The sequence below is a fragment of the Enterobacter cloacae complex sp. ECC445 genome (assembly GCF_021892025.1).
Lineage (GTDB): Bacteria > Pseudomonadota > Gammaproteobacteria > Enterobacterales > Enterobacteriaceae > Enterobacter > Enterobacter chengduensis.
In genome coordinates, this window is sequence record NZ_JAKLRZ010000003.1 from 1 (window position 1) to 24,699 (window position 24,699).

Genomic DNA, 24,699 nt, shown 5'->3' on the forward strand with positions numbered 1-24,699 from the left:
CCCCGTGTTTGGGTGTCGGTCGGGGGGGGGGGGGGGGGGGGGGGGGGGCGGCGGGGGGCCCACACCCCCCCCCCCCCCCCCCCCCCCCGGGCGCCCCCCCCCCCCCCCCCGACCGTATAGCGCCAGGAGCCGTCATTCTGAACGGTCGCCGTGTAGGTTTTACCGTTCAGCGTGATGGTCACCGTCTGGCCCGCAGGCGCGTCGGTGGTGCCGCTGATAACCAGCGGCGTGCCGTGTTCAGCAGCGCTGACAATGTCATCTTCCGCAAAGGTGTTGATGGTGATAGTTGGGACATCACCGTTCAGCGTTACGTCGTGCGTTGCGCTGCCCGGGTTACCCGCTTTATCACTCACCGTGGCGGTAATCGCGTACTGCCCGTCACTCAGGCCGAGGAAATCACGGCCCGGCACGAAGACCGACCACGATCCGTCCGCCCCGACGGTCGCCTGATAGCTATGCCCGTTGAAGGAAACGGTCACCGTCTGGCCCTGTTCCGCCGTGGTGGTACCGCTGATGGTCTGACCCGCCAGCTGCTCCGCGTTGTTAACGATGTCGTCATCGGCCACGGTGCTGATGGTCACGGTCGGCGCGACGGTATCCACCGTTAAGGTGTGCGTCGTCTGGCCGCCGTTACCGGCTTTGTCGTTGACCGATGCGGTCACCGTCAGCGCGCCCTGGCTCAGGGCAGCCAGATCTGCCGCCGGCACGTCCAGCGTCCAGGTCCCGTCGCTGCCAACAAGCGCAGTGTAGCTTTTGCCGCCCAGCGTCACGGTGACGGTCTGACCCGCCTCCGCGCTGGAAGATCCGCGCACGGTCAGCGGCTGCTGCGCTTCAAGCGCGTTCAGCATGTCGTCACCCGACAGCGTTGCAATGCTCACCACCGGCGCGGTGGTGTCCACGCTGATGTCGTGCGTTGCCGAGGCGCCGTTGCCCGCGCTGTCCTGCGCGGAAACAGACACCTGATAGCGCGCGCCGTCGGCCAGCGCGCCCACGTCGGCGGCCGGAACGGTGGTCGTCCAGGTGCCGTCGCTCTGGATCGTGGCCGTATAGGCCTTGCCGTTCAGGGTCACGGTGACCACGGTTCCGCTGGCGAACTGGGCGCTGGAGCCGTTAATTACCAGCGCGTTGCCCGCTTCTGCCGCGTTAATGACGTCATCGCCGCTAAGGGTGTTTACCGTCAGCGCCACGGAGGCGGTGTTGACCCGCACGTCGTGCGTCTGGGTGCTGCTGTTGCCCGCGCCGTCGGTAATGGTCGCGCTCAGCGTCACGGTGCCGTCGGTCAGGGCTGAAATCACGCTGGCCGGTACGCCCACGCTCCAGTTGCCGCTGGCGTCAACGGTGGTGGTGTACTGGTTCGAACCGACGGTGATAACCACTTTATCCCCGACGTTCGCGCCGGTTGCCGACCCGCTGACGATCTGCGCCTGGCCGTGCTCCACGCTGTTGATGACGTCATCGCCCGCCACCACGTTAAAGCTGACGGTCGGCGGCGTGGTATCAAGCGTAATCGCTTTGCCCGCGCTGCCCGGGTTGCCCGCGGCGTCGCTCACGCTAACCTGCACGGTATAGCCGTTATCCGCCAGTGCGGAGAGGTCGGCGCCCGGCACGTTCACGCTCCAGATTCCGCCCTGCTGCACCTGCGCGGTGTAGCTCTTACCGCCCAGCGTCACGGTGACCGTCTGCCCGGCTTCCGCCGTGGTGGTGCCGGAGATGGCTACCCCTGCGGACGCTTCGCTGGCGTTGATGACGTTATCGCCCGCGACCGTATCAACGGTGACGACTGGCGCGGTGGCATCCACGCTGTACTCGCGGCCCGCCGAGGCGCTGTTGCCGTTCACGTTGGTCACGCTCGCCTGCACGCTGGCATCGCCGTCCTTGAGGCCCGCCAGATCCGCGGAAGGCACGGTTGCCGTCCAGTGACCGTCGGCATCCACCTTCGCAGTGTAGGTCTTACCGGCGAAGGTGATGGTGACGGTCTGGTTTTCCTCCACGTTTGACGTGCTGCCCGAGAGCACCAGATCCGCGCCTTTCTCCGCGGCGTTAATCACGTCGTCGGTCGCAACCGCATCAATGCTCACCGCGACTGCCGACAGATCGACGGTCACGTCATGGCTGATGGTCACCGGGTTGCCTGCGGTGCTCTGGCCGGCGACGGTCACGGTGACCGTACCTGCTGCCAGCGCCCCAACGTCTGCCGCCGGGATCGCCGCCGTCCAGCTGCCGTCTGCCAGCACGGAGGCGGCATAGGTTTTGCCATTGACGGTCACGGTGAGCGTGGTTCCCACCGCCAGCCCGTCGCTGGAGCCGGTGACGATCAGGTTCTGACCGTGTTCGATGCTGTTGATCACGTCGTCGCCCGCCACGGTATCCACGCGCAGGCCCGGCAGGCTGGCGTCGATGGAAATATCGCGCTCGCCCGAACCGGTGTTGCCATGGCCATTGGTCACGGTCGCTGACACTGTTAAATCGCCGTTGCCCAGCGCCGTCAGGACGGACTCCGGCACGCTCACGGACCAGGTCAGATCGCTCTGCACCGTCGCGGTGTAGCTGTTGCCGCCGAGGGTGACGGTAACGGTGCTGCCCGCTTCGGCGTTCGTTACCCTGCCGCTGACGATCTGGCCCGCGGCCACTTCCGCCGCGTTGATGACGTTATCGCCCGCCACGGTGTTGATGGTGACGGTCGGCAGCGCGGTATCCACCAGCAGGTTCGCGGTGTTGCTGACGCTGTTGCCCACGCCGTTGGTGGCGGTCGCGCTCAGGGTGTAGTTGGCCTGACCGAGACCGGCCAGATCCGCTGCCGGAACGGTCAGGCTCCAGGTGCCGTCCGCCGCCGTGGTCGCGGTGTACTGCTTGCCGTTCAGGGTTACGGTCACCACGGTGCCTTCCGCCAGGTTGGCGCTGGTGCCGCTCACGCTCAGGTCCTGGCCTTTTTCCACCGCGTTCAGCACGTTATCGCCGCTGAGGGTGTTGAAGCCGACGGAAGGTAGGCCGGTATCGACGGTCACGTTATGCGTGCCGGTGCCGGTATTGCCCGCCGCGTCGGTGACGGACGCAGTCACGGTCACGGTGCCGTCCTGCAGCGCGGAAATCACGCTCGCCGGTACGCCCACGCTCCAGTTGCCCGCCGCGTCCAGCACGGTGGTGTACGTCTGGCCGCCGAGGGTGACGGTGACCTTATCGCCCGCCGCCGCGCCGGTGGCGGAGCCGCTGACGATCTGCGCCTGCGCGTGCTCGGCGATGTTAATCACGTCGTCGCCCGCAACGGTGTTGATGGTCACCGCTGGCGCGGTGAGATCTACCGTCAGGTTGTGGTCAACCGACGCCGGGTTACCCGCTTTGTCGCTCACGGAGGCCGTTACGGTTACGCTGCCGTCGGTCAGTGCCGCCGCATCCGCCGCCGGAACGGTAAGCGTCCAGCTGCCGTCCGCGCCGACGGTCGTGGTGTAGTCCTTGCCGTTCAGGGAGACGGTCACGGTCTGGCCCGCCTCGGCGGTGCTGGTGCCGGACACGGACAGATCGCTCTGCGCTTCTGCCGCGTTCAGAACGTCATCGCCCGCGATCGTGCTGATGGTCACGGTCGGCGCGGTGGCGTCCACGCTGTACTCGCGGCCCGCCGAGGCGCTGTTGCCGTTCACGTTGGTGACGCTCACCTGCACGCTGGCGTCGCCGTCCTTAAGGTGTGCCAGATCCGCAGACGGTACGGTATACGTCCAGTTGCCGCTGTCATCGACGGTGGTGGTGTAGATCTTGCCGTTCAGGCTCAGGGTCACGGTCTGCCCGGCCTCCACGTTGGTGGTCGCACCGGACAGCACCAGATCGGCCCCTTTCTCCGCCGCATTGATCACGTCGTCGGTGGCGATGGCGTTGATGCTGATGGCAACGGTTGCCAGATCCACCGTCACGTCGTGGCTGATGGTAATCGGGTTACCCGCCGCGCTGTCGCCGGTGACGCCGATCTTCACGCTGCCTTCCGGCCACGCGCTCACGTCGGCAGACGGGATCGCCGCGCTCCATGTGCCGTCCGCCCGCACCGTGGCCGCGTAGTCTTTACCGTTAACGGTGACGGTCAGCGCCGTGCCTGCCGCCAGCCCGTCGCTGGTGCCGGTGACGATCAGGTTCTGCGCATGTTCAATGCTGTTGATCACGTCGTCGCCCGCCACGGTATTCACGCGCAGGCCCGGCAGGCTGGCGTCGATGGAAATATCGCGCTCGCCGGAACCGGTATTGCCGTGGCCGTTGGTGACGGTCGCCGTCACGCTCAGGCTGCCGTTGCCCAGCGCGGTCAGCACGTCGGACGGTACGTTCACGGACCAGGTCAGATCGCTCTGCACCGTCGCGGTGTAGCTGTTGCCGCCGAGGGTCACGGTGACGGTGTTGCCCGCTTCCGCGTTCGCCACGCTGCCGCTCAGGATTTGCCCGGCCGCCACTTCCGCCGCGTTGATGACGTTATCGCCCGCCACGGTGTTAATGGTAACGGTCGGCAGCGCGGTATCCACCAGCAGGTTCGCGGTGTTGCTGACGCTGTTGCCCACGCCGTTGGTGGCGGTCGCGCTCAGGGTGTAGTTGGCCTGACCGAGACCGGCCAGATCCGCTGCCGGAACGGTCAGGCTCCAGGTGCCGTCCGCCGCCGTGGTCGCGGTGTACTGCTTGCCGTTCAGGGTTACGGTCACCACGGTGCCTTCCGCCAGGTTGGCGCTGGTGCCGCTTACGCTCAGATCCTGGCCTTTTTCCACCGCGTTCAGCACGTTATCGCCGCTGAGGGTGTTGAAGCCGACGGACGGCAGGCCGGTGTCGACGGTCACGTTATGCGTGCCGGTGCCGGTATTGCCCGCCGCGTCGGTGACGGACGCAGTCACGGTCACGGTGCCGTCCTGCAGCGCGGAAATCACGCTCGCCGGTACGCCCACGCTCCAGTTGCCCGCCGCGTCCAGCACGGTGGTGTACGTCTGGCCGCCGAGGGTAACGGTGACCTTATCGCCCGCCGCCGCGCCGGTGGCGGAGCCGCTGACGATCTGCGCCTGCGCGTGCTCGGCGACGTTAATCACGTCGTCGCCCGCCACGGTGTTGATGGTCACCGCTGGCGCGGTGAGATCTACCTTCAGGTTATGGTCAACCGACGCCGGGTTACCCGCTTTGTCGCTGACCGATGCCGTCACGGTTACGCTGCCGTCGGTCAGTGCCGCCGCATCCGCCGCCGGAACGGTCAGCGTCCAGCTGCCGTCCGCGCCGACGGTCGTGGTGTAGTCCTTGCCGTTCAGGGAGACGGTCACGGTCTGGCCCGCCTCGGCGGTGCTGGTGCCGGACACGGTCAGATCGCTCTGCGCTTCTGCCGCGTTCAGAACGTCATCGCCCGCGATGGTGCTGATGGTCACGGTCGGCGCGGTGGCGTCCACGCTGTACTCGCGGCCCGCCGAGGCGCTGTTGCCGTTGACGTTGGTGACGCTCACCTGCACGCTGGCGTCGCCGTCTTTCAGACCTGCCAGATCGGCCGCCGGCACCGTGGTGGACCATTTGCCGTCGGCGCCGACGGTCGCGGTATAGCTCTTGCCCGCGAAAATAATGCTGACGGTCTGGTTCTCCTCCACGTTAGCGGTGGTACCGGAAAGCACCAGATCCGCGCCCTTCTCGGCCGCGTTAATCACGTCGTCGGCGGCAATCACGTCGATGCTCACGGCAACGGTGGCCAGATCGACCGTCACATCATGATCGATGGAGACCGGGTTACCCGCGCTGCTCTGGCCTGAAACGGTCACGGTCACCGTGCCTGCCGCCAGGGCACCCACGTCCGCCGCCGGGATCGCCGCCGTCCAGGTGCCGTCCGCCAGGACGGTCGCCGCATAGGTTTTGCCGTTTACGGTCACGGTCAGCGCCGTGCCCGTCGTCAGCCCGTCGCTTGTTCCCGTAATAATCAGGTTTTGATTATGTTCGATGCTGTTGATCACGTCGTCGCCCGCGACGGTATCGACGCGCAGCCCGGGCAGGCTAGCGTCGATAGTGATATCGCGCTCCGCGGATCCGCTGTTGCCCACGCCGTTAGTTACGCTGGCAGACACGGTCAACTCGCCGTTGCCCAGCGCGGTCAGTTCAGCTTGCGTCACGTTAACGGACCAGGTGAGATCGCTCTCTACCGTCGCGGTATACGTTTTGCCTCCGAGAGTCACGGTAACCGTGTTGCCTGCTTCGGCATTGACTACCGAGCCGCTGATGCTCTGGCCTGCCGCCAGCTCGGCCGCGTTAATGACGTCATCGCCCGCCACGGTGTTGATAATGACGCCCGGCAGAACGGACTCGACGTTCACGGTATGAGAGGTGCTGGTGCTGTTGCCAACGCCGTCCGTTGCTGACGCGGTAACGGTGTAAAGCGCTTCACCCAGCTGACCGACCTGGTCCGCCGGAACCGTGGTGGTCCACTTCCCGCTGTCATCCACCGTCGCGCTGTACGCCTTGCCGTTCAGCATCACGGTGACTACCGCGCCTGCCGCCAGGCCGGAAGCCGTACCGGAGATCGTCAGATCCTGGGTTTTCTCTGTACTGTTGATCACATCGTCACCGGACACGGTGTCAATGGTCAGCACCGGCGCGCTCAGGTTGACCTCCACGCTGTGCGTGGTGCTGTTGCTGTTGCCCGCCTTGTCGGTCAGCGCCGCGGTGATGGTGTAATCGCCCGCCGCCAGCGCGGTGACGTCCGCCGCAGGCACGCCCACGCTCCAGCCGCCGGAGGCGTCCAGGGTCGCGGTGTACGCTTTATTGTTGATCGTCACGGTGACCACATCGCCCGCCGCCGCACCGGTCACGGAACCGGTGACAATCAGCGCCTGCGCATGCTCGACGCTGTTGATCACGTCGTCGTCGGACACGGTGTGAATGGTCAGCTGCGGGACGGTGGTATCGACCAGCACGTCGCGATCCGCGGAGGCCGGGTTGCCCGCTTTATCCGCCACGGCGGCGCTGATGGTGTAGTTGCCGTCGGTAATCCCGCTCAGATCGGCGGACGGCACGGTCACGCTCCAGCTGCCGTTTGCCTCTACGGTGGTGGCGTAGTCTTTGCCGTTCAGCGTTACCGTCACCGTCTGGCCCGCTTCGGCGTTGGTCACGCCATTAATCAGCAGATCCTGCTGCGCTTCGGCCGCATTGATGATGTTGTTGTCGCTGACGATCTCGATAGATACCGTCGGCGCCGTCGCGTCCACGCTGTACTCGCGGCCCGCCGACGCGCTGTTGCCGTTCACGTTGGTGACGCTCACCTGCACGCTGGCGTCGCCGTCCTTCAGGCTGCCCAAATCGGCAGACGGTACGGTGGCCGTCCAGCTGCCGTCGGCACCCACCGTCGCGGTGTACGACCTGCCGCCGAAGGTGATGGTAACGGTCTGGTTTTCTTCCACGTTGGTGGTCGAGCCGGACAGCACCAGGTCCGCGCCTTTTTCCGCCGCGTTAATCACGTCGTCAGAAGCAATCGCGTCAATGCTGATGGCGACCGCGGCCAGATCCACCTTCACGTCATGGCTGATGGAAACCGGATTGCCCGCCGTGCTCTGGCCTTCCACCGTCACGGTGACCGTGCCCGCATTCAGCGCGCTAACGTCTGCCGCCGGAATGGCCGCCGTCCAGGTGCCGTCCGCCAGCACGGTGGCGGCGTAGGTTTTGCCGTTGACGGTCACCGTCAGCGCGGAGCCGCTCGCCAGCCCGTCGCTGGAGCCGGTGATAATCAGGTTTTGCGTATGTTCGATGCTGTTAATCACATCGTCGCCCGCGACGGTATCGACGCGCAGGCCAGGCAGGCTGGCGTCTATAACGATTTCGCGCTCGCCGGTGCCGGTGTTGCCGTGGCCGTTGGTCACGCTGGCGGACACCGTCAGATCGCCGTTACCGATGGCGGTTAAGACCGCGGGCGGCACGTTGACCGACCAGCTCAGATCGTCCTGCACCGTCGCGGTATAGGTATGGCCGCCGATGGAAACAGTGACAGTGTCACCGCTCGCCGCGCCGCTCACGCTGCCGCTCAGGGCCTGCCCGGCAGCCACTTCCGCTGCGTTAATGACGTCATCCGTGGCGACCGGGTTGATGGTAACCTGCGGCAGCGCGCTGTCCACCAGCACGCTGTGGCCGGTGCTCGCGCTGTTGCCCGCGGCGTCGGTCACGCTTGCCGTCACGGCGTAGCTCGCTTCGCCCAGGGCAGAAACGTTCGCCGCCGGGACGGTCACGCTCCAGTTCCCGCTGGCGTCGGCGACGGTCGTGTAGCTGATGCCGTTCAGGGTCACCGTAATGGCGGTGCCGTCCGGCTGGTTGCTGGTGCCGGACACCAGCAGATCCTGGCCTTTCTCGGTCGCGTTGATCACGTCGTCAACCGCCAGGGTATTGATGGCGATCGCCGGCGCGGTCAGGGAGACGTCAAACTCGTGCGTCGCGGTAGCGCTGTTACCGGCCTTATCGGTTACGGAGGCGGAAAGGGTCCAGTCGCCGTTAGCCAGCGCGCCCACGTCCGTCGCCGGAACGCCCACGCTCCAGCTGCCGGACGCATCCAGCATGGCGGTGTAGTCTTTGCCGTTCAGGGTCACAGTAATCACGTCGCCCGCCTGCGCGCCCGTCACCTTGCCGGAGACGATCAGCGCCTGGCCGTGCTCGGCAATGTTCACGACGTCGTCGCCCGCAACGATGTTGAAGGTAATCTGCGGTACGGTGGTGTCAACCAGCACCGAGGAGCCCGCGCTGGCCGGGTTGCCTGCCTTGTCGGACACGCTCGCCGTGACCGCCGCGCTGCCGTCGGCGATGCCTGCCATATCGGCCGCCGGAACGTCGAGCGTCCAGGTTCCGTCCGCCTGCACCTGCGCGGTGTACTGATTGCCGTTGAAGGTCACGGTCACCGTCTGGCCTGCCTCAGCATTAGACGTGCCGCTCAGGGTCAGATCCTGCGCCGCTTCGGCCGCGTTCAGCATGTTGTCGCCGCTGATGGTGTTAATGGTCACCGTCGGCGCGGCGGTATCGACGCTGAACTCCTGCGCCGAGGACGCGCCGTTGCCGTTCACGTTGGTGACGGTTACCTGCACGCGGGCGTCGCCGTCCTTCAGGCCGCTCAGATCGGCTGCCGGGACGCTGTAGGTCCAGCCGCCGTTGGCATCCACCGTGGTGGTATAGGTTTTACCCGCGAAGGTGATGGTGACGTTCTGACCCGCTTCAACGTTGGAGGTGGTGCCGGAAAGCACCAGATCCTGGCCTTTTTCCGCCGCGTTGAGCACGTTGTCGTCGGTCACGCTGTTGATGCTGACGGCGACAGGCGCAAGATCGACGTCCACGACGGTGCCGATCGTCACCGGGTTGCCGGAGGTATCCTGCGCGCTGGCGTTGATTTCGAGCGTACCGTCCGCCCACTGCGAGACGTCCGCTGCCGGGACGGCCGCCTGCCAGCTGCCGTCCGCCAGTACCGTAGCGGAATAGGTGTTGCCGTTGATGGTCACCGTCACGGTGCTGCCCGCCGCCAGATCGGTGCTGGTGCCGGACACAATCAGGTTCTGACCGTGTTCGATGATGTTAATCACGTCATCGCCCGCCACGGTGTCAATACGCAGACCCGGAAGCTCGGCGTCGATGGTGAAGTCGAGAGAAGAAGAGCCGGTATTGCCGCGCGCGTTGGTGACGCTGGCCGATACGGTGAGGTCGCCGTTGCCGAGGGCGGTTAGCTGGCTCTCGCTTAACGGCAGGCTCCAGGTCAGGTCGTCCTGCACGGTTGCCGTGTAAGTCTGGCCGCCGAGGATAATAGTGACAGTGTCACCTGACGCCGCATTCGCGACGTTACCGGTCAGGGTTTGCCCGGCCGCCACTTCCGCCGCGTTAACGATATTGTCGCCCGCCAGCGTGTCGATCGTCACTCGCGGCAGCGAGCTGTCCACCAGCACGTCGTGTGAGGCTGAGGCGCTGTTGCCCACGCTGTCGGTGACGTTCGCCGTCACAGTGTAATGCGCTTCGCCCAGCGCGCTTACCGCTGCCGCCGGTACGGTCACGCTCCAGTTCCCGCTCGCGTCAGCCGTGGCCGTGTACTGAATGCCGTTCAGGGTTACCGTAATGGCTGTGCCTTCCGGCTGGTTGCTGGTACCGGAGAGCAGCAGATCTTCGCCCTTCTCGGTCGCATTGATCACGTCGTCCGCCGCCAGCGTGTTGATACCGATGACAGGCGTCACGGTATTCACCACCACATCCAGCGAACTGCTTCCGGTATTGCCGGATCTGTCGGTGACGGAGACGTCGATTGTCCAGGTTCCGTCCGCCAGCCCCTGCACGACGGACGCCGGCAGGCCAAGGCTCCAGTTCCCCGCGGCGTCCACCACGGTGGTGTAAGCCGTGCCGTTGAGGGTAACGGTCACAAGATCGCCCGACGCCGCACCGGTGACGGAGCCGCTAAGGATCTGCGCCTGCGCATGGGCGAGCTGGTTAACGGTGTTGGTGGCGGTGACAAAGTCGTTGATGGTCACCTGCGGCACGGTGGCATCCACCAGGCCCATGCGGTCGGCGCTGCTGGTATTGCCCGCCACGTCGCTCACGGTGGCCGTCACGGTTACGATGCCGTCTGCCAGCGCGCCCACGTCCGCCGCCGGTACGCTCCGCTGCCAGGTGCCGTCCGTCTGAACCGTGGTCTGATAGGTTTTGCCGTTCAGCGTGACGGTGACCGTCTGGCCGGGTTCCGCAGTGCTGCTGCCGCTTAACGATAAATCCTGCTGGGCTTCGGCCGCATTAATGATGTTGTCGGCGGTCAGGTTATCGAGCGTAATCGCGGGCGGCTGCGTGTCCACCGTGACCACGCGCGACGCGTCGGCGCTGTTGCCGTTAACGTTGGTAACGCTGACGCTCACCTGCGCACGCCCGTCGATCAGGGTTTCCATGGCGCTGGCGGGTACGGTCAGGCTCCAGGAGCCGTCCTGCTGCACCTGCGCGGTGAAGGTCTGGTCGGCGAATTTCACCACCACGGTCTGCCCTGCCTCCACGCCCTGCGTCTGGCCGGAAAGGGTGACATCGCTGCCTTTTTCGGCCGCGTTGAGCATGTCATCGCCGGAGACGGTATCAATGGTGACCGCCACGGCGTTCAGATCCAGTTCAATCGGGTGTTCAGCCGCAACGGTATTGCCCCAGGCATCTTCAGCGCTGACGCTAACCGTCATGCCGCCTGCCGCCCAGGCCTGCAGGTCCGCCGCCGGAACGCCGATCTGCCAGCTGCCGCTGGCGTTAACCGCGGTAACGTACTCAACGTTATTGATGGTGACGACAACCTGCGTTCCCGGGGCCAGATGGGTACTGGAGCCGGTGACGCTCAGATCCTGCTGCTGTTCGATGGCGTTGATCACGTCATCGCCGGAAATGGTTTGCACGCGCAGGCCCGGCAGTTCAGCGTTGATGTTGACGTCACGCTCGCCGGTGCCGGTGTTGCCGTGCCCGTTGGTAACCGATGCGGTGAAGGTTAAGTCACCGTCGCCAAACGCCTGAAGATCCGCCGACGGGATCGTGACGCTCCAGGTAAGATCGCTGCCCACCGTGGCGGTGTAGCTTTTGCCGCCGACGGAAACGGACACGGTATCGCCCGCCGCCGCGCCGGTAACGCGACCGCTGAGGGTTTGATCGACGCCCGCTTCGGCGTTATTGACCAGGTTGTCGCCCGCAAAGGTATTGATGATCACCTGCGGAAGGACGGTGTCCACCAGCAGATTCGCCCCGGCGGAGCCGCTGTTGCCCACGCTGTCGGTGCCGCTGACGGTGACGGTGTAAAGGGTGTTTGCCAGATTCAGGACGTCGGAAACCGGCACCTGGACCGCCCAGATACCGTTTGCGACGGTGGCCTGATAGTTGACGTTGTTCAGCGTCACGGTGACGCTGCTGCCGTCCGGCAGGTTGCTGGTGCCGGTCAGGCTCAGCGGCTGCATCGCCTCCTGGGCATTCAGCACGTTATCCTGGCTGATGGCGTCAATCGTAAATTCTGGCGGATGCCCGCTCAGCGTAATGCCGTGCGTGGCGCTGCCGGTATTGCCCGCCGCGTCGGTCACGGAAACGGAAATCGTGTGGTTACCTTCACCCAGGGCACCCAGCACCGACGCCGGAACGCCCACGCTCCAGCTGCCGTCCGCCAGCACCACGCCGGTGAAGGTCTTACCGCCAAGGGTCACCGTCACCACATCGCCCGCGGCGGCACCGCTCGCCTGGCCGGAAATCACGTGCGCCTGCCCCTGCTCGCTGATATTGAGAATATCGTCGCCCGCCACGGTATGGATGGTGACGACCGGCGCGGCGGTGTCCACCGTGAAATCTGCCGTCACGGACGAACCGTTGCCCGCTTTGTCGCTGACGTTCACCGTCAGGGTATGGTTGCCCTCGCTGAGCGCCTGCACGTCGTCTGCCGCAAGCGTGACGGACCAGGTGCCGTCGCTGCCCACCGTAGCGTTATAGTTTTTGCCGTTCAGCGTGACCGTGACGATCTGACCGGCTTCCGCATTTGTTTTACCGGTCAGGGTCAGCGGCTGGCCGTGCTCGGCGGCATTGATGATGTTGTCCTGTGCGAGGGTATCGACAGAGAGGGCTGGCGCGGTGGTGTCTACGCCAATCGTCTGGCTGCCGCTGACGGTGTTACCCGCCGCATCCTTACCGCTCACGTTAACCGTCCAGGTACCGTCGCCCAGCGCCTGCGCGTCTGCCGCGGGGACGTTAACGCGCCACGCGCCGTCCGCGCCCACTTCAGCGGCGTAGGTTTTGCCGTTCAGCGTCACGGTGAGTTCGGTGCCCTGCGCCAGGTTTTTGCTGGTACCGGAAAGCGTAAAGCCCGCGGATTGCTCGCTGGCGTTAATGATGTTGTCACCCGCCGTTGTCTCCAGCGCGATCGTGGCTTCGGCAGTATTAACCGTTACGCTAATACTGCCCGCTGAGGTGGTTTTACTGCCGTCGATCTGCACGACCGACCAGGTGTGGGCGCCGTCCGTCTGGGTCGGTAAGATGACCGTCCACGTGCCGTCTTTGCCGACCATGGTGCTGGCTATGGTGCTGCCGCTGCTGTCTTTGATCTGAATGGTCGCGCCCGGCTGGCCGGTACCGCTGAAGGTTGGGGTGTTATCGTCCGTGATCGCGTCTGCGCTCAGCACGCCCTGCCTGTCGCCCGCTTTATCCGACAGCAGGAAAGTCGGCGTCGCGCTTTCTAGTTCTTTCGTATTATCAATAACTTTAGTTTTCGTTTCGCCATGCCCGCCGTTTGCCAGCAGTGCCCCAATGGCGCCGCCGCCTAACGCGGCCCCCGCAATCCAGCCCCACGGCGCGTCGCTTAACAGACTTTCCTGCTCGAGGAAAGGCTGAACGCTGCTAATTGGCGTGGCCTGCGCGGTTAACTCGGTCACTGCAGCGCCTGACGCTTCCCCGGTATCGGCAAAAGAAATATGCGTCAGCTCCTGACGGTCATTGAACACCAGCTCAGACTGATTATGCGTTTCCGTATCTTCGATAAAATAGTTATTGCAGCGAATCACGCTGCCGTCTTTCATATAAATAAGGAGGTCTTTACCCTGGCGGACATAACGCGCCACGTCCTGAGCAGAGCCCTGGATTTCGATCACGCTCGGCGATGAAATAGAGACCGACAGATTTCCTTCGCCGGTTAATTTCGTTTTCTCCGCCGTTTTGCGAATGATGACATCAACAACCTTTACGTTACTCATTTCTTCTCCTTGCAGGTGTACGGATTCCTGTGGATATGACCACCAGATGGATGCAGCTATCCCTGGGAAAAAACACCCATTATTTTCAGACTTATTTTTTGCGACTGTGCGCGTCTATCGTTAACTCAGATCGGGTAGTTTTGCGGCAGCGTTTTTCTCTATTCCAATAAGCGGCATTAAATTATCAACTGCGGAAGCATAATTAATTGCCGAACTCCAGCCATCATACTCGGCGATTATTTTCGCTGACGTGGCCTGCCAGACATCCTGCTCAACGCTAAGCAGATCGTTTATGCTCCGCTTGCTCAGGGTGTATTCATTTTTATAAACATCGCGGGCGCGCAGCGCATTTTCCAGCTGCTGCTTCCCGGCCTCCATTCTTCCCCGCGCGCCGGTCCAGTCCGCCTGGGCGACGGAGGCTTTTTGCAGGACATCGAAGCGCGCCTGATCGACCTGCGAGGAGGCCATCGCCCGAGCGCCTTCCGCCTGCCGCACGCGCGCAGATACCGCGCCGCCCTGATAAAGCGGTGCGTCAATATTGAGCTGGATCTGGTCGTCCCAGTATGAACGGTTGTCCGATTCATAGCGGGTGCGTCCCCCCTTCAGGCTTAACGTCGGCCAGTGCTGAGACTTCGCCGTTTCCACGCCATACTGGGCCGAACGCTCCATGTTCTGCGCGGCCATTACGGCCGGTATCAGAGAGTAATCTATACGGTTGAGCGAGCCCGGCTCCACGGCAAGATTCGCGGGCACGGGCGAATAGGCCTCGGCCTGCATCCCGGTTAATACCGCAAGCCGCGCGCGGGCGCTGTTTAAGGCAGCGTGATACTGCGCGACCGTCGCCTGCATGCCGGCAATGCGCGTGCGGGTCTGAAGCTCATCAGAGGTGGAGCTTACCCCCGCGTCTGCGCGCAGCTTTGCCAGCTGCTCGACGTTTTTGAGCGCCTGAACGTTCTCTTTTGCCGCCTGCAGCAGATCGGAATAGCGTTTGACCTCGACATAGCTGAGCGCCGTTTTTTCCGCCACATCCGAAAGCGTGCCCATCAGCTGGTAGCGGTAGCTATCACGCTGGGCGGAGGACTGGCTGATGCTGTTATTGGTCTTGCCAAAATCGTACAACAGCTGCGTCAGGCTCACCCCCCAGGCGGCTGAATTCTTCAGCGACCCGCTGGAATCGGTGGTCTGGCTATGCCCCGTGCTCCCGTTCAATGATATTTGCGGCATCCAGCCGCTGCGCGCTTCGTCTATTTGCGCCTGGCCAATACCCAGCTGCGCGGCCTGCTGGCTAATTGACGGATCGCGATCGATAGCAAAAAGAATACTTTCTTTTAAGGTTGTTGTTGCCACCGGGGCAATACCCACCTGCTGACTATTGGCGTACGCCATATTTATGGCTAATGAAATGAATGCCAGTGCTGCCGTAAATCGCCGTAACTTAGGTTTGCGTAATATCGTCATGTTATCTCCCTGACTCTGAGTGACACTGAAGGAATTACCCAAAAAGAGGTATAGATAATTAGACAAATATCTTATTTAGCATCCTTTCTGAATTTCAGGTAATACTCCCCATACCCATTTCCATTGGAGATGAGATCCGCCCGCGTCTTATTTCAATTAAGAATTTACTTATTTTTTTAAGTTGTTGGCAGCATAACAAAATGCGGTATAGCTCACTACACCCACAATGTTAATGGGGTGTTACAATTAAGAAAAAATATGGGGTTTCTGGACAAAACTCTTAAAATGACCTTTCAGATGAAACATATAAAATGCCTGTTATTTAAGGAAAATTCTTAATTTGCTCCCTGCACATTTTTGCGTTAATTTCAGCGCGGGTCAGACACAAAGATTTTCAAAGAAGTGTCAGTTTAAGTAACCAAAGAGAGATTATTAAAATTAAAGCCTATTAAAAAACTAATTTAAGCAATTAAATCCTGCGTTGCATTAATTCGATAGTTTTTAAAACCATGCAACGGCAACCCTCTGGTGACTTAATCCAAACCGTTTAATAAAACATAACAATAACATTACGGTTAACATTCAAAGCGGCTTAATCATACCTTATCAATAAAATTTTAATAATCACTCAAATGAACCATCTCTCAACTGTTCACTATTCCGGGGACATTCCCCTTCTCTCTGCGTCAAAATGCTGTATTATGCAAATTATTGCGATATTTTGCAGGAATGCACGCCATGCACAAAACCGCTCGTCAACGCTACGTCCTCGATCTCCTCAGCGAGCAGGGCCAGGCCAGCATCACCGAACTGGCCGAAAAGCTGCAGGTTTCAGCGGATACCATCCGTCGGGATCTGACCGACCTGGAAAACCAGGGCCTTGCGCAGAAGAACCACGGCGGCGCCATCGCGCTCAACCTCTCCGCCATGAACCGTCGGGGCCGCAATACGCTGCTGCCGGAGACCAAACAGCGCCTGGGTAAACGGGTCGCACAGCAGGTTCCTGCGGGTTCCACCCTGTTTCTGGATGCCGGAAGCACGGTGATGGCCGTCGCCACCTTTCTTCAGGGGCCACTCACGGTGATCACGACATCACTGGATATCGCCCAGCATTTTAGCGACCGGGACGACATCGAGCTGATCCTGCTCGGCGGAAAATGGGACAGCAGGCAGCGGCTGTTTGCCGGCAGCGCCACGCTGTCCCTGCTCTCCCGCTATCGTGCCGATATCGCCATTCTTGGCGCATGCGCCATTCATGCCGAACTTGGCCTGAGCGCCGGTAAAGAAGCGGACGCCGAGATTAAGCGCGCGATGCTCGCCGCGAGTCATGCGCACTGGGTTGTCGCCGACCACCTGAAAATTAACCGCTGCGAACCGTATCTGGTTTCCGGGTTATCCAGCATTCAACAACTCTTTTTAGATCGTCCCTGGCCTGAGCTTGGGGACCCTGGCGCACTGCAGGTTACGGTGTGCGCAAATTAACGTGGAGAAGGTCATGAGTAACGTTCAAACAATCAACATTGCGCTGATCGGGTATGGATTTGTCGGTAAAACCTTCCATGCTCCGTTAATCCAGTCCGTGGACGGGATTAGGCTGGCCGTGGTCTCTTCACGTGATGAAGAGAAGGTGAAACGCGATCTGCCGGACGTCCAGGTGGTGGCGACGCCGGAGGAGGCCATCCAGCATCCGGATATCGATCTGGTGGTGATCGCCTCCCCTAACGCCACACACGCCCCGCTGGCGACGCTGGCCCTGAACGCGGGTAAACACGTGGTTGTGGATAAGCCATTTACCCTCGACATGCAGGAAGCCCGCGACCTGATTGCGCTGGCGGACGAAAAGCAGCTTCTGCTCTCCGTATTCCATAACCGCCGCTGGGACAGCGATTTCCTCGGCATTAAGCAGATCGTTGAGCAAGGCTCGCTCGGCAAGGTTAAACATCTGGAGTCGCATATTGACCGCTTCCGCCCGGAAGTGCGCGTGCGCTGGCGCGAACAGAACGTCCCCGGGAGCGGCCTGTGGTTTGACCTGGGCCCTCATCTGATCGACCAGACGCTCCAGCTCTTTGGCCTGCCGCAGTCGGTTCAGGGGAATATCGCGACGCTGCGCGACGGTGCCGAAATTAACGACTGGGCGCACGTGGTCTTAAACTACCCGGAGCACAAGGTCATTCTGCACGCCAGCATGCTGGTGGTGGGCGGTACGGCGCGCTTTACCGTGCACGGGGATAAAGGCAGCGTGGTGAAAGCCAGAATCGACCAGCAGGAAGCGCAGCTGCTTTCAGGGGTGATCCCCGGCAGTGAAGCCTGGGGCGAAGACAGCGACAGTATGGTGTTCTTTGGCGCAGATGGCGCAACACAGACGATCCCGACCCCGAAAGGCGATCAGCGCCAGTATTACATCAACGTGCGTGATGCGTTACGCGGGGAAATCGCCAATCCGGTCCACCCTGTCGAGGCGTTAGCGGTGATGGCCGTGCTGGAAGCGGCGGTGAAGTCCTCGGAGACGGGGTCAACCCAGGCGCTGGCGCTAACGGCCGAAGAGCGCGCTTTGCTGGGTTAAAAAACAAGCCGGGTGGCGGCTACGCCTTACCCGGCCTACGATGTCAATGCAGTTCGGGTAAGCGCAGCGCCACCCGGCAAGCGTTAATGACTACGAACGCTTTTTCGGCATCATGCGCAGAAGGGTATTATCTTTCCAGAAATAGTGATGCATCAGCGCCGCCGCCGCGTGCAGACCAATCACAAAATAGCCCAGGTTTGCCAGCGTCTCGTGCCACTCCTTCAGCGTATCAACCAGGTCAAAATTGGACTCCGCCGCGTGCGGCATCGTCAGCCCGAAAGCAAACCAGTCGCTGCCCCGGTTATACATCATCACAATGCCAATCAGCGGCAGCGCAATAAACAGCAGGTAAACGACCAGATGCCCCAGATGGGACATCCCCGTCACCATCGCTTTTGGCTTCGGCTGAATCGGGGGCGCGCGGAATTTCAGGCGAACCAGCAGACGCGTCACCATCAGCACCAGGATACTGATGCCGCAGGAGACGTGGATCATGTTGATCAAGGGACGCGCGGTGCGCGGGAAGAGACCTTTGAACTCCATGGCGCAGTAGGCGACGATGATTAACAGAAACACCAGCCAGTGGATGCCGATTTGCAGGCTTGTATATTTAGTGCGCATGTGATTTCTCGATAAAAAACAGTTACCGAGCCAACATAATCTCCTTTCCTTAAAAATTCATTAACTTTTCTGTATGGTTTTTCAAATACTTCCCCACGCATGAAGCATCTTCAATTGCCGCCCCGCCCGTGATGGTCTAAGCCTGGATGAGTTCAAACTGTCGCATCGACACGTTTACAGGAGAGCACCATGAGTAAAATTGGCATTAACGGATTTGGACGCATTGGACGCCTCGTACTTCGTCGCCTTCTTGAAACCCAGGACAGCAATACCGTCGTCGCCATCAACGACCTCACCTCACCGAAAGTGCTGGCCTACCTGCTCAGGCATGATTCCAACTACGGCGGCTTCCCGTGGAGCGTGGATTTCACCGAGGATGCGCTGATCGTTGACGGCAAAACCATTGCGGTCTACGCCGAAAAAGAGGCGAAGCATATTCCGTGGAAAACGGCGGGCGTGGATATCGTCGTGGAGTGCACCGGCTTCTATACCTCTGAAGAGAAATCACGGGCGCACCTGGACGCTGGCGCGAAGAAAGTGCTGATCTCGGCACCCGCGGGCGACATGAAAACCATCGTCTACAGCGTGAATGACGATACCCTTGACGCCAGTGATACGATTATTTCCGTCGCATCCTGTACGACCAACTGCCTTGCCCCGCTGGCGAAAGCCCTGAACGATGCGTTTGAAATAAAAGTAGGCACCATGACCACCATTCACGCCTATACCGGTACCCAGGCGCTGGTGGATGGCCCGCGCGGGAAAGACCTTCGCGCCTCGCGGGCGGCGGCAGAAAATATCATTCCGCACACTACCGGCGCCGCCAAAGCCATCGGTCTGGTGATCCCTGCGCTCAGCGGCAAGCTGAAAGGCCACGCGCAGCGCGTGCCGGTGAAAACGGGTTCGGTAACCGAGCTGGTGGCGATTCTGGGCAAGAAGGTCACCGTTGAGGAGATCAACGCCGCGCTGAAAAAGGCGACGCAGGGGAATAAATCGTTCGGCTATACCGATGATGAAATCGTGTCGTCAGACGTGATTGGCTCGCACTATGGTTCGGTATTTGACGCCACGCAGACGGAGGTGTCAGAAGCGGGAGAGCTTCAGCTGGTGAAGGCCGTCGCGTGGTATGACAACGAATATGGATTTGTGACGCAGCTGGTGCGGACGCTGGATAAGTTTGCGGCGCTGTGAAATGCCCCCCTCACCCTAACCCTCTCTCCAAAGGGGCGAGGGGATTGCGCCGTGCTTAGGTTATCTCTCGCGCCACCTTCAGGACCGGATCCTGCTGCAGCTGTTTCCATGCGGCGGTGACGGCCTCGGGGAATTCAACGTGCGCGATAAAATCCCGCCCGGCCGGGCCATAGCCGTTCTCATCATCGTACAGACGCGGCAGTTCCCCCATCACCAGCGAAAGGTAACGCTCAACGGGCCACAGTCCGGCGTTGCCCTCGCTGAATTCCACGCCCTCTTTTCCGTTTTGCAGCGTCGGCGTAAACCCTGGATGGCTGACCCACTGCGGTGAAACGGGCTCATCGCGACACACGCGGGCAAACGTCGCCACCGTGCGGCGCTGCATCGTCGGATCCTGCACCACCAGCATTCGTCCACCTGTTCTCCGGTACTGTTTCAGCATGTTCCAGCTAAAGCGGGCGTTTTCTCCGCAGTTGGTGGAGCGATCTTCAATCCACAGGCGCGCCTCGGGGATCTGCCAGAACGCCCGGGCAATATCGGCAAGAATGCTCGCTTCCGCCCGCCCGGTGACCGGTAGAGCGTGGTAACGCGGGTGTTTGCGGATCGCTTCATATAAAAACGTGGTCGAATGGCCGATGCCGCCGCTAATCAGCAGCGGTACCTGCTTTTCTGCCGCAATACGGCACGCCGCGTCAATGGTCGGGATAACGGCGTTTCCAGCCAGAATGACCGCATCGACGTCCGACTGCTGGCTACTGCCGCTTAGATCGTCCTGCGCCAGCCATTCACCTATAGTATTGATGGCCGCCAGGGTGGCATCCGGCAGGATGGGGAAATGGGTCTGCTCCATGATGAACTCCTTCTCTGTATTTCTTCAGGGTAACGACTTCAGTTTCTCAACACAACGGCGACGTCCGGCCGCTCTTTTTCCTTAAACTGACCTTCAACATTTGATTAACATGCGTAAATCATATTCACTTGAATTATCATTTGCGGCAGACGTAGAATCGCTAGCCCGCTAATTATTCAATCATTTCTAAGGTAAACGACGTTATGCGCCTGCCCGAACGCGATCCTTATGCTCCTCGCGAGTGGCAGCCACATGAGAAACCCGCCCTGCTGGGTTCGCCCTCCACGCCCGAGCACAGTACGCCAAAACGTATTGCCTACGGCGTGGTTGGCCTGCTGGTGTGCCTGACGGGGGCGCTGGGAAATGCGGTGGTCACCGCCAATCTGCAAAACCTGCAGGGGACCTTCGGGGCCTGGTCGACCGAAATCGCCTGGCTGCCCGCGGTATATGTCATGACCAACATCTCCATCAACCTGCTGCTGGTCAAGTTCCGCCAGCAGTACGGTCTGCGCGCCTTCACCGAAGGTTTTCTGGTGCTGTACGTGCTGGTCACCTTCTTCCACCTGTTCGTGAACGATCTCAGTTCGGCGCTGATGGTTCGCGCCGCGCACGGGATGGTGGCCGCCGCGCTCAGCTCGCTGGGGATTTACTATCAGATCCAGGCGTGGCCTGCGAAGCACCGCCTGAAGGCGCTCACCATCGGGATTACCGGGTCGTCGCTCGCCATTCCGCTGGCGCGACTGTTTTCGACCGAGCTGCTGCAGCTGGACGAGTGGCGCGGGCTCTATTTCTTCGAACTGGGGCTGGCGCTGATCTCCCTGGCCTGCGTGATAGCCTTAAAACTGCCGCCGGGCGACCGGCGCAAGGTCTTTGAGAAAAAAGACTTTATCACCTTCTTTTTAATGGCGCCCGGAATGGCCCTGCTTTGCGCCGTGCTCTCGTTAGGCCGCCTTGACTGGTGGTTCGAGGCGCCATGGATCGGCTGGTCGCTGGCGCTCTCGCTGGTGCTGATCGTGGCGGCCATCGTCTTTGAGCATAACCGCGCCAACCCGCTGCTGAACACCCGCTGGCTGTCGAGCGGCAGCATCGTCCGTCTTGGGCTGATCATGCTGCTGATCCGTATCGTGCTGGCAGAGCAAAACACCGGCGTCATCGGCTGGCTGCAGTACGTGGGGTTGCAGAACGAGCAGATGACGCACCTGGCGTGGTCCATTTTTGCCGGGATCGTCTGCGGGATCGTCACCAGCTGTCTGACCATCAAGCCCACGAAGCTGGCGTGGCCGATTATTACCTCCCTGGCGCTGATGATTGTTGCCTCGCTGCTGGACAGCCAGTCCAATAACCTGACCCGCCCGGACCAGCTGATGGTAAGCCAGTTCCTGCTGGGCTTCGGCAGCGCCTTCTTCCTGGCACCCGCCATGCTGGCCGCGATTGGCGGGGTGATCGCCGACCCGCGCAACCTGGTCAGCTTCTCGGTGATGTTTGGCATGAGCCAGAACCTCGGCGGCCTGCTGGGATCCGCGATCCTCGGCACCTTCCAGACCTGGCGCGAGAAGTACCACTCCAGCCTGCTGGCGGACCAGCTCACCACGCTCAACCCGCTGGTCAACGAGCGCATACAGCTTTATACCCAGATGTATAAAAGCCTGATTGGCGACAGTTCGCTGCTGGGCACGCAGGCGATTACGCAGCTGCAAACGGTGACCGCGCTGGAGGCGAATATTCTGGCCTACAACGATACTTATCTGCTGACGGCGAGCATCGCTGCCGCCACGCTGGTCTGGATTTTATGGCGCTTGCTGCGCCTGCGCATTACTGCCCGTATGGCGCTGAAGAACGCCACCGGCAACAAATAGTTGAAATATTTCTGGAGAGTTTATGAGTCAGCAGGATGCCGCCAAAGAGCAGGCCAACACCCGCAAAAATGTGCGCATTGTTTCCGTTTTCACCGCCGCCGCCATCGGTATTGTCGGCGTGCTGGCGATCCTTTATGCGTGGCAGCTGCCGCCGTTCACCCGCCACGCGCAGTTTACCGATAACGCCTACGTGCGCGGGCAAACGACGTTTATCAGCCCGCAGGTAAACGGCTATATCACGGAGGTCCATGTTCAGGACTTTGTGCAGGTCAAAAAAGGCGACCTGCTGCTGCAGATTGATGACCGTATCTATCGTCAGCGGGTGCATCAGGCCGAGGCGCAGCTGGCGATGAAAATTGCCGCGCTCAATAACAACCTGCAGCAGCGCAAAAGCGCCGAAGCGACCATTGCCAAAAATGACGCCGCGCTGAAAAACGCCCGCGCGCAAAGCCTGAAAACCCAGGCGGATTTAAAGCGGGTGAAAGACCTGACGGCTGACGGCTCGCTTTCCATTCGCGAACGCGACGCGGCGCTGGCCAGTGCCGCCCAGGGCAGCGCCGATATCGACCAGGCCAAGGCGACGCTTGAGATGTCGCGTCAGGATCTGCAGACGGTAATCGTCAATCGCGGCGCGCTGGAGGCGGACGTTGAAAACGCCAAAGCCGCGCTGGAGCTGGCGCAAATTGATCTGCAAAACACCCGCATTGTGGCGCCGCGTGACGGCCAGCTCGGCCAGATCGCCGTGCGTCTTGGTGCCTATGTGACCGCCGGAACCCATCTCACGACTCTGGTTCCCCCTCAGCACTGGGTTATCGCCAATATTAAAGAGACCCAGCTCGCGGAGCTGCGCGTCGGTCAACCGGTGAAGTTCACCGTTGATGCCCTGAACGACAGGGCCTATCAGGGCCGCGTGGAGAGCATCTCTCCCGCAACCGGCGTCGAGTTCAGCGCCATCACGCCGGACAACGCCACCGGCAACTTTGTCAAAATTGCCCAGCGTATTCCGGTGCGCATTGAGGTGCTCGGCAAGCCTGAGGAGTCCGCCCTGCTGCGTCCGGGCATGTCGGTGCAGGTGACCATTGATACGCGGGAGGGCAAACAATGACCCTTCGCCCGATTGCCGGTCTGGTACTGGCGGTGACGCTGGCCGGATGCCAGTCCGTTGACGTCAAGCCAGCGCAGCCGACGCTGCACATCCCCACCCAGTGGCGAGCTGACGCCGGGCCTGCCAGCCCGACGGAGCAGCTCTGGTGGCGCAACTTCCACGACAATCATCTCAACCGCTATGTGGACCAGGCGCTACGGCATAACAGCGACGTGCTGATCGCCCGGGAACGCATTAACGAGTATCAGGCCCGGGTGTTTGCCGCCGACGGCAGCCTGTTTCCCTCGCTCGACGCGGGCGTCACGGGAACGCGCGCCCGTTCGCAATCCGCCGCGACCGGGCTGCCGGTCTACGGCACGCTGTACAGAGGAAGCCTGACGGCGAGCTACGACGTGGATATCTGGGGCGTCAACCGCAGCACGGCCAATGCCGCCGAAGCCTCGCTGGCGGCGCAAAAAGCCGCCGCCGCCGCCGCGGATTTGACCGTCGCGTCTTCCGTTGCCTCCGGCTATGTCACCCTGCTCTCGCTTGACGAACAGCTGCGCGTGACCGAATCCACGCTGAAATCGCGCGAAGAGGCGTTTAACCTCGCGAAGCGTCAGTTTGAGACGGGCTACACCTCGCGCCTGGAGCTGATGCAGTCGGATTCCGAACTGCGTTCGACGCGGGCGCAGGTGCCGGTGCTGCAGCACCAGATTGCACAGCAGGAGAATGCGCTGAGCCTGCTGCTGGGCAGCAACCCCGGTGCGGTAGCGCGAAGCGAAAGCTTTGCGGCCCTGACGCCGCTGGCGCTGCCGTCGCAGCTGCCTTCTACGCTTCTGAACCGTCGGCCGGATATCGTTCAGGCCGAACGCCAGCTGCTGGCGGCGGATGCCACGCTTGCCGCGTCGCGCGCCAGCCTGCTGCCGTCGATCAACCTGACCGCGACCGGATCGGTACAGGATCGCACCCTGTCCGGCCTGCTGGACAACCCGCTTCAGCTCTGGAGCGTCGGGGGCAGTATTCTCGCCCCGCTGCTGAACCGCCAGGCGCTGAATGCGCAGGTGGATATTTCCCAGTCCCAGCGAAACCAGGCGCTGTACGCCTATGAAAAAACCGTGCGCAACGCGTTTGCCGAAGTGAACAACAGCCTTGACGCCATTACGCGCTATCGGGAACAGCTGACCGAGCTGCTTGCCCAGCAGGATGTGGCGCAGGAGACGCTGCGCATTGCGCAGAATCGCTATCGCAACGGCTATTCTTCCTATCTGGACGTGCTGGACGCGCAGCGCACGCTGTTCTCGGTCCAGACCAGCGTGGTGCAGGTGAAAAATAACCTGCTGCTGGCGCAGATTGATTTGTACAGAGCGCTGGGCGGCGGCTGGGAGAGCGCGTGAACC

Annotated in this window: 10 protein-coding genes; 6 read left to right on the plus strand and 4 right to left on the minus strand. The window is 61.6% G+C overall.

The genetic code is table 11. The features are described 5' to 3' along the window. Positions 1–13,676, minus strand: a 13,676-nt coding sequence (locus L6R44_RS03565) for an Ig-like domain-containing protein (protein WP_237423299.1), incomplete at its 3' end; no start/stop codon positions are given. Positions 13,677–13,796: 120 nt separating this feature from the next. Next, positions 13,797–15,062, minus strand: a complete 1,266-nt coding sequence (locus L6R44_RS03570) for a TolC family outer membrane protein (protein ID WP_374206871.1) — start codon at positions 15,060–15,062, stop codon at positions 13,797–13,799. An 810-nt stretch (positions 15,063–15,872) separates the two neighbouring features. On the opposite strand from L6R44_RS03570, the gene L6R44_RS03575 reads away from it, so the two are divergent. Both L6R44_RS03575 and L6R44_RS03580 read left to right on the plus strand, forming a co-directional pair. Then, positions 15,873–16,616, plus strand: coding sequence for a DeoR/GlpR family DNA-binding transcription regulator (locus tag L6R44_RS03575; RefSeq protein ID WP_237423300.1), 744 nt, complete (start codon positions 15,873–15,875; stop codon positions 16,614–16,616). A gap of 13 nt (positions 16,617–16,629) precedes the next feature. Next, positions 16,630–17,697 carry an oxidoreductase gene (locus tag L6R44_RS03580; RefSeq protein WP_237423301.1) on the plus strand — a complete coding sequence of 356 codons (1,068 nt, stop codon included), beginning with the start codon at positions 16,630–16,632 and terminating at the stop codon, positions 17,695–17,697. A 90-nt stretch (positions 17,698–17,787) separates the two neighbouring features. Here L6R44_RS03580 and cybB read toward each other — a convergent pair whose 3' ends face one another. Next, positions 17,788–18,318, minus strand: coding sequence for a cytochrome b561 (gene cybB, locus L6R44_RS03585; protein WP_045890302.1), 531 nt, complete (start codon positions 18,316–18,318; stop codon positions 17,788–17,790). A gap of 189 nt (positions 18,319–18,507) precedes the next feature. Between cybB and gap the strand changes: the two genes are divergently transcribed. Further along, a complete protein-coding gene (gene gap / locus L6R44_RS03590; RefSeq protein ID WP_032640311.1) occupies positions 18,508–19,509 on the plus strand; it encodes a type I glyceraldehyde-3-phosphate dehydrogenase in 1,002 nt (333 codons plus the stop codon). A 55-nt stretch (positions 19,510–19,564) separates the two neighbouring features. On the opposite strand, the gene L6R44_RS03595 is transcribed toward gap, so the two are convergent. Then, positions 19,565–20,359 carry a YdcF family protein gene (locus L6R44_RS03595; RefSeq protein ID WP_032640313.1) on the minus strand — a complete coding sequence of 265 codons (795 nt, stop codon included), beginning with the start codon at positions 20,357–20,359 and terminating at the stop codon, positions 19,565–19,567. Positions 20,360–20,562: 203 nt separating this feature from the next. Between L6R44_RS03595 and L6R44_RS03600 the strand changes: the two genes are divergently transcribed. From L6R44_RS03600 to L6R44_RS03610, 3 genes are read left to right on the plus strand one after another with little or no spacing between them, the layout of a single operon-like run. Beyond that, on the plus strand, positions 20,563–22,215 hold the full coding sequence (locus L6R44_RS03600; RefSeq protein WP_032640315.1) for an MFS transporter: 1,653 nt from the start codon (positions 20,563–20,565) through the stop codon (positions 22,213–22,215). Positions 22,216–22,237: 22 nt separating this feature from the next. Next, complete coding sequence (locus L6R44_RS03605) at positions 22,238–23,320, plus strand: HlyD family secretion protein (RefSeq protein ID WP_237423302.1); 1,083 nt, start codon at positions 22,238–22,240, stop codon at positions 23,318–23,320. Beyond that, positions 23,317–24,696, plus strand: a complete 1,380-nt coding sequence (locus tag L6R44_RS03610; RefSeq protein ID WP_237423303.1) for an efflux transporter outer membrane subunit — start codon at positions 23,317–23,319, stop codon at positions 24,694–24,696. Before L6R44_RS03605 ends, L6R44_RS03610 begins: the two co-directional genes overlap by 4 nt. Positions 24,697–24,699 lie beyond the last annotated feature (3 nt).

What these genes read in the sequence shown, in the direction of transcription:
- L6R44_RS03600 (WP_032640315.1), top strand. Translation starts at nt 20,563, where the DNA reads ATGCGCCTGCCCGAACGCGATCCTTATGCTCCTCGCGAGTGGCAGCCA.
- L6R44_RS03610 (WP_237423303.1), top strand. Translation starts at nt 23,317, where the DNA reads ATGACCCTTCGCCCGATTGCCGGTCTGGTACTGGCGGTGACGCTGGCC.
- L6R44_RS03575 (WP_237423300.1), top strand. Translation starts at nt 15,873, where the DNA reads ATGCACAAAACCGCTCGTCAACGCTACGTCCTCGATCTCCTCAGCGAG.
- L6R44_RS03605 (WP_237423302.1), top strand. Translation starts at nt 22,238, where the DNA reads ATGAGTCAGCAGGATGCCGCCAAAGAGCAGGCCAACACCCGCAAAAAT.
- L6R44_RS03595 (WP_032640313.1), bottom strand. Translation starts at nt 20,359, where the DNA reads ATGGAGCAGACCCATTTCCCCATCCTGCCGGATGCCACCCTGGCGGCC.
- L6R44_RS03580 (WP_237423301.1), top strand. Translation starts at nt 16,630, where the DNA reads ATGAGTAACGTTCAAACAATCAACATTGCGCTGATCGGGTATGGATTT.
- gap (WP_032640311.1), top strand. Translation starts at nt 18,508, where the DNA reads ATGAGTAAAATTGGCATTAACGGATTTGGACGCATTGGACGCCTCGTA.
- cybB (WP_045890302.1), bottom strand. Translation starts at nt 18,318, where the DNA reads ATGCGCACTAAATATACAAGCCTGCAAATCGGCATCCACTGGCTGGTG.
- L6R44_RS03570 (WP_374206871.1), bottom strand. Translation starts at nt 15,062, where the DNA reads ATGGCGTACGCCAATAGTCAGCAGGTGGGTATTGCCCCGGTGGCAACA.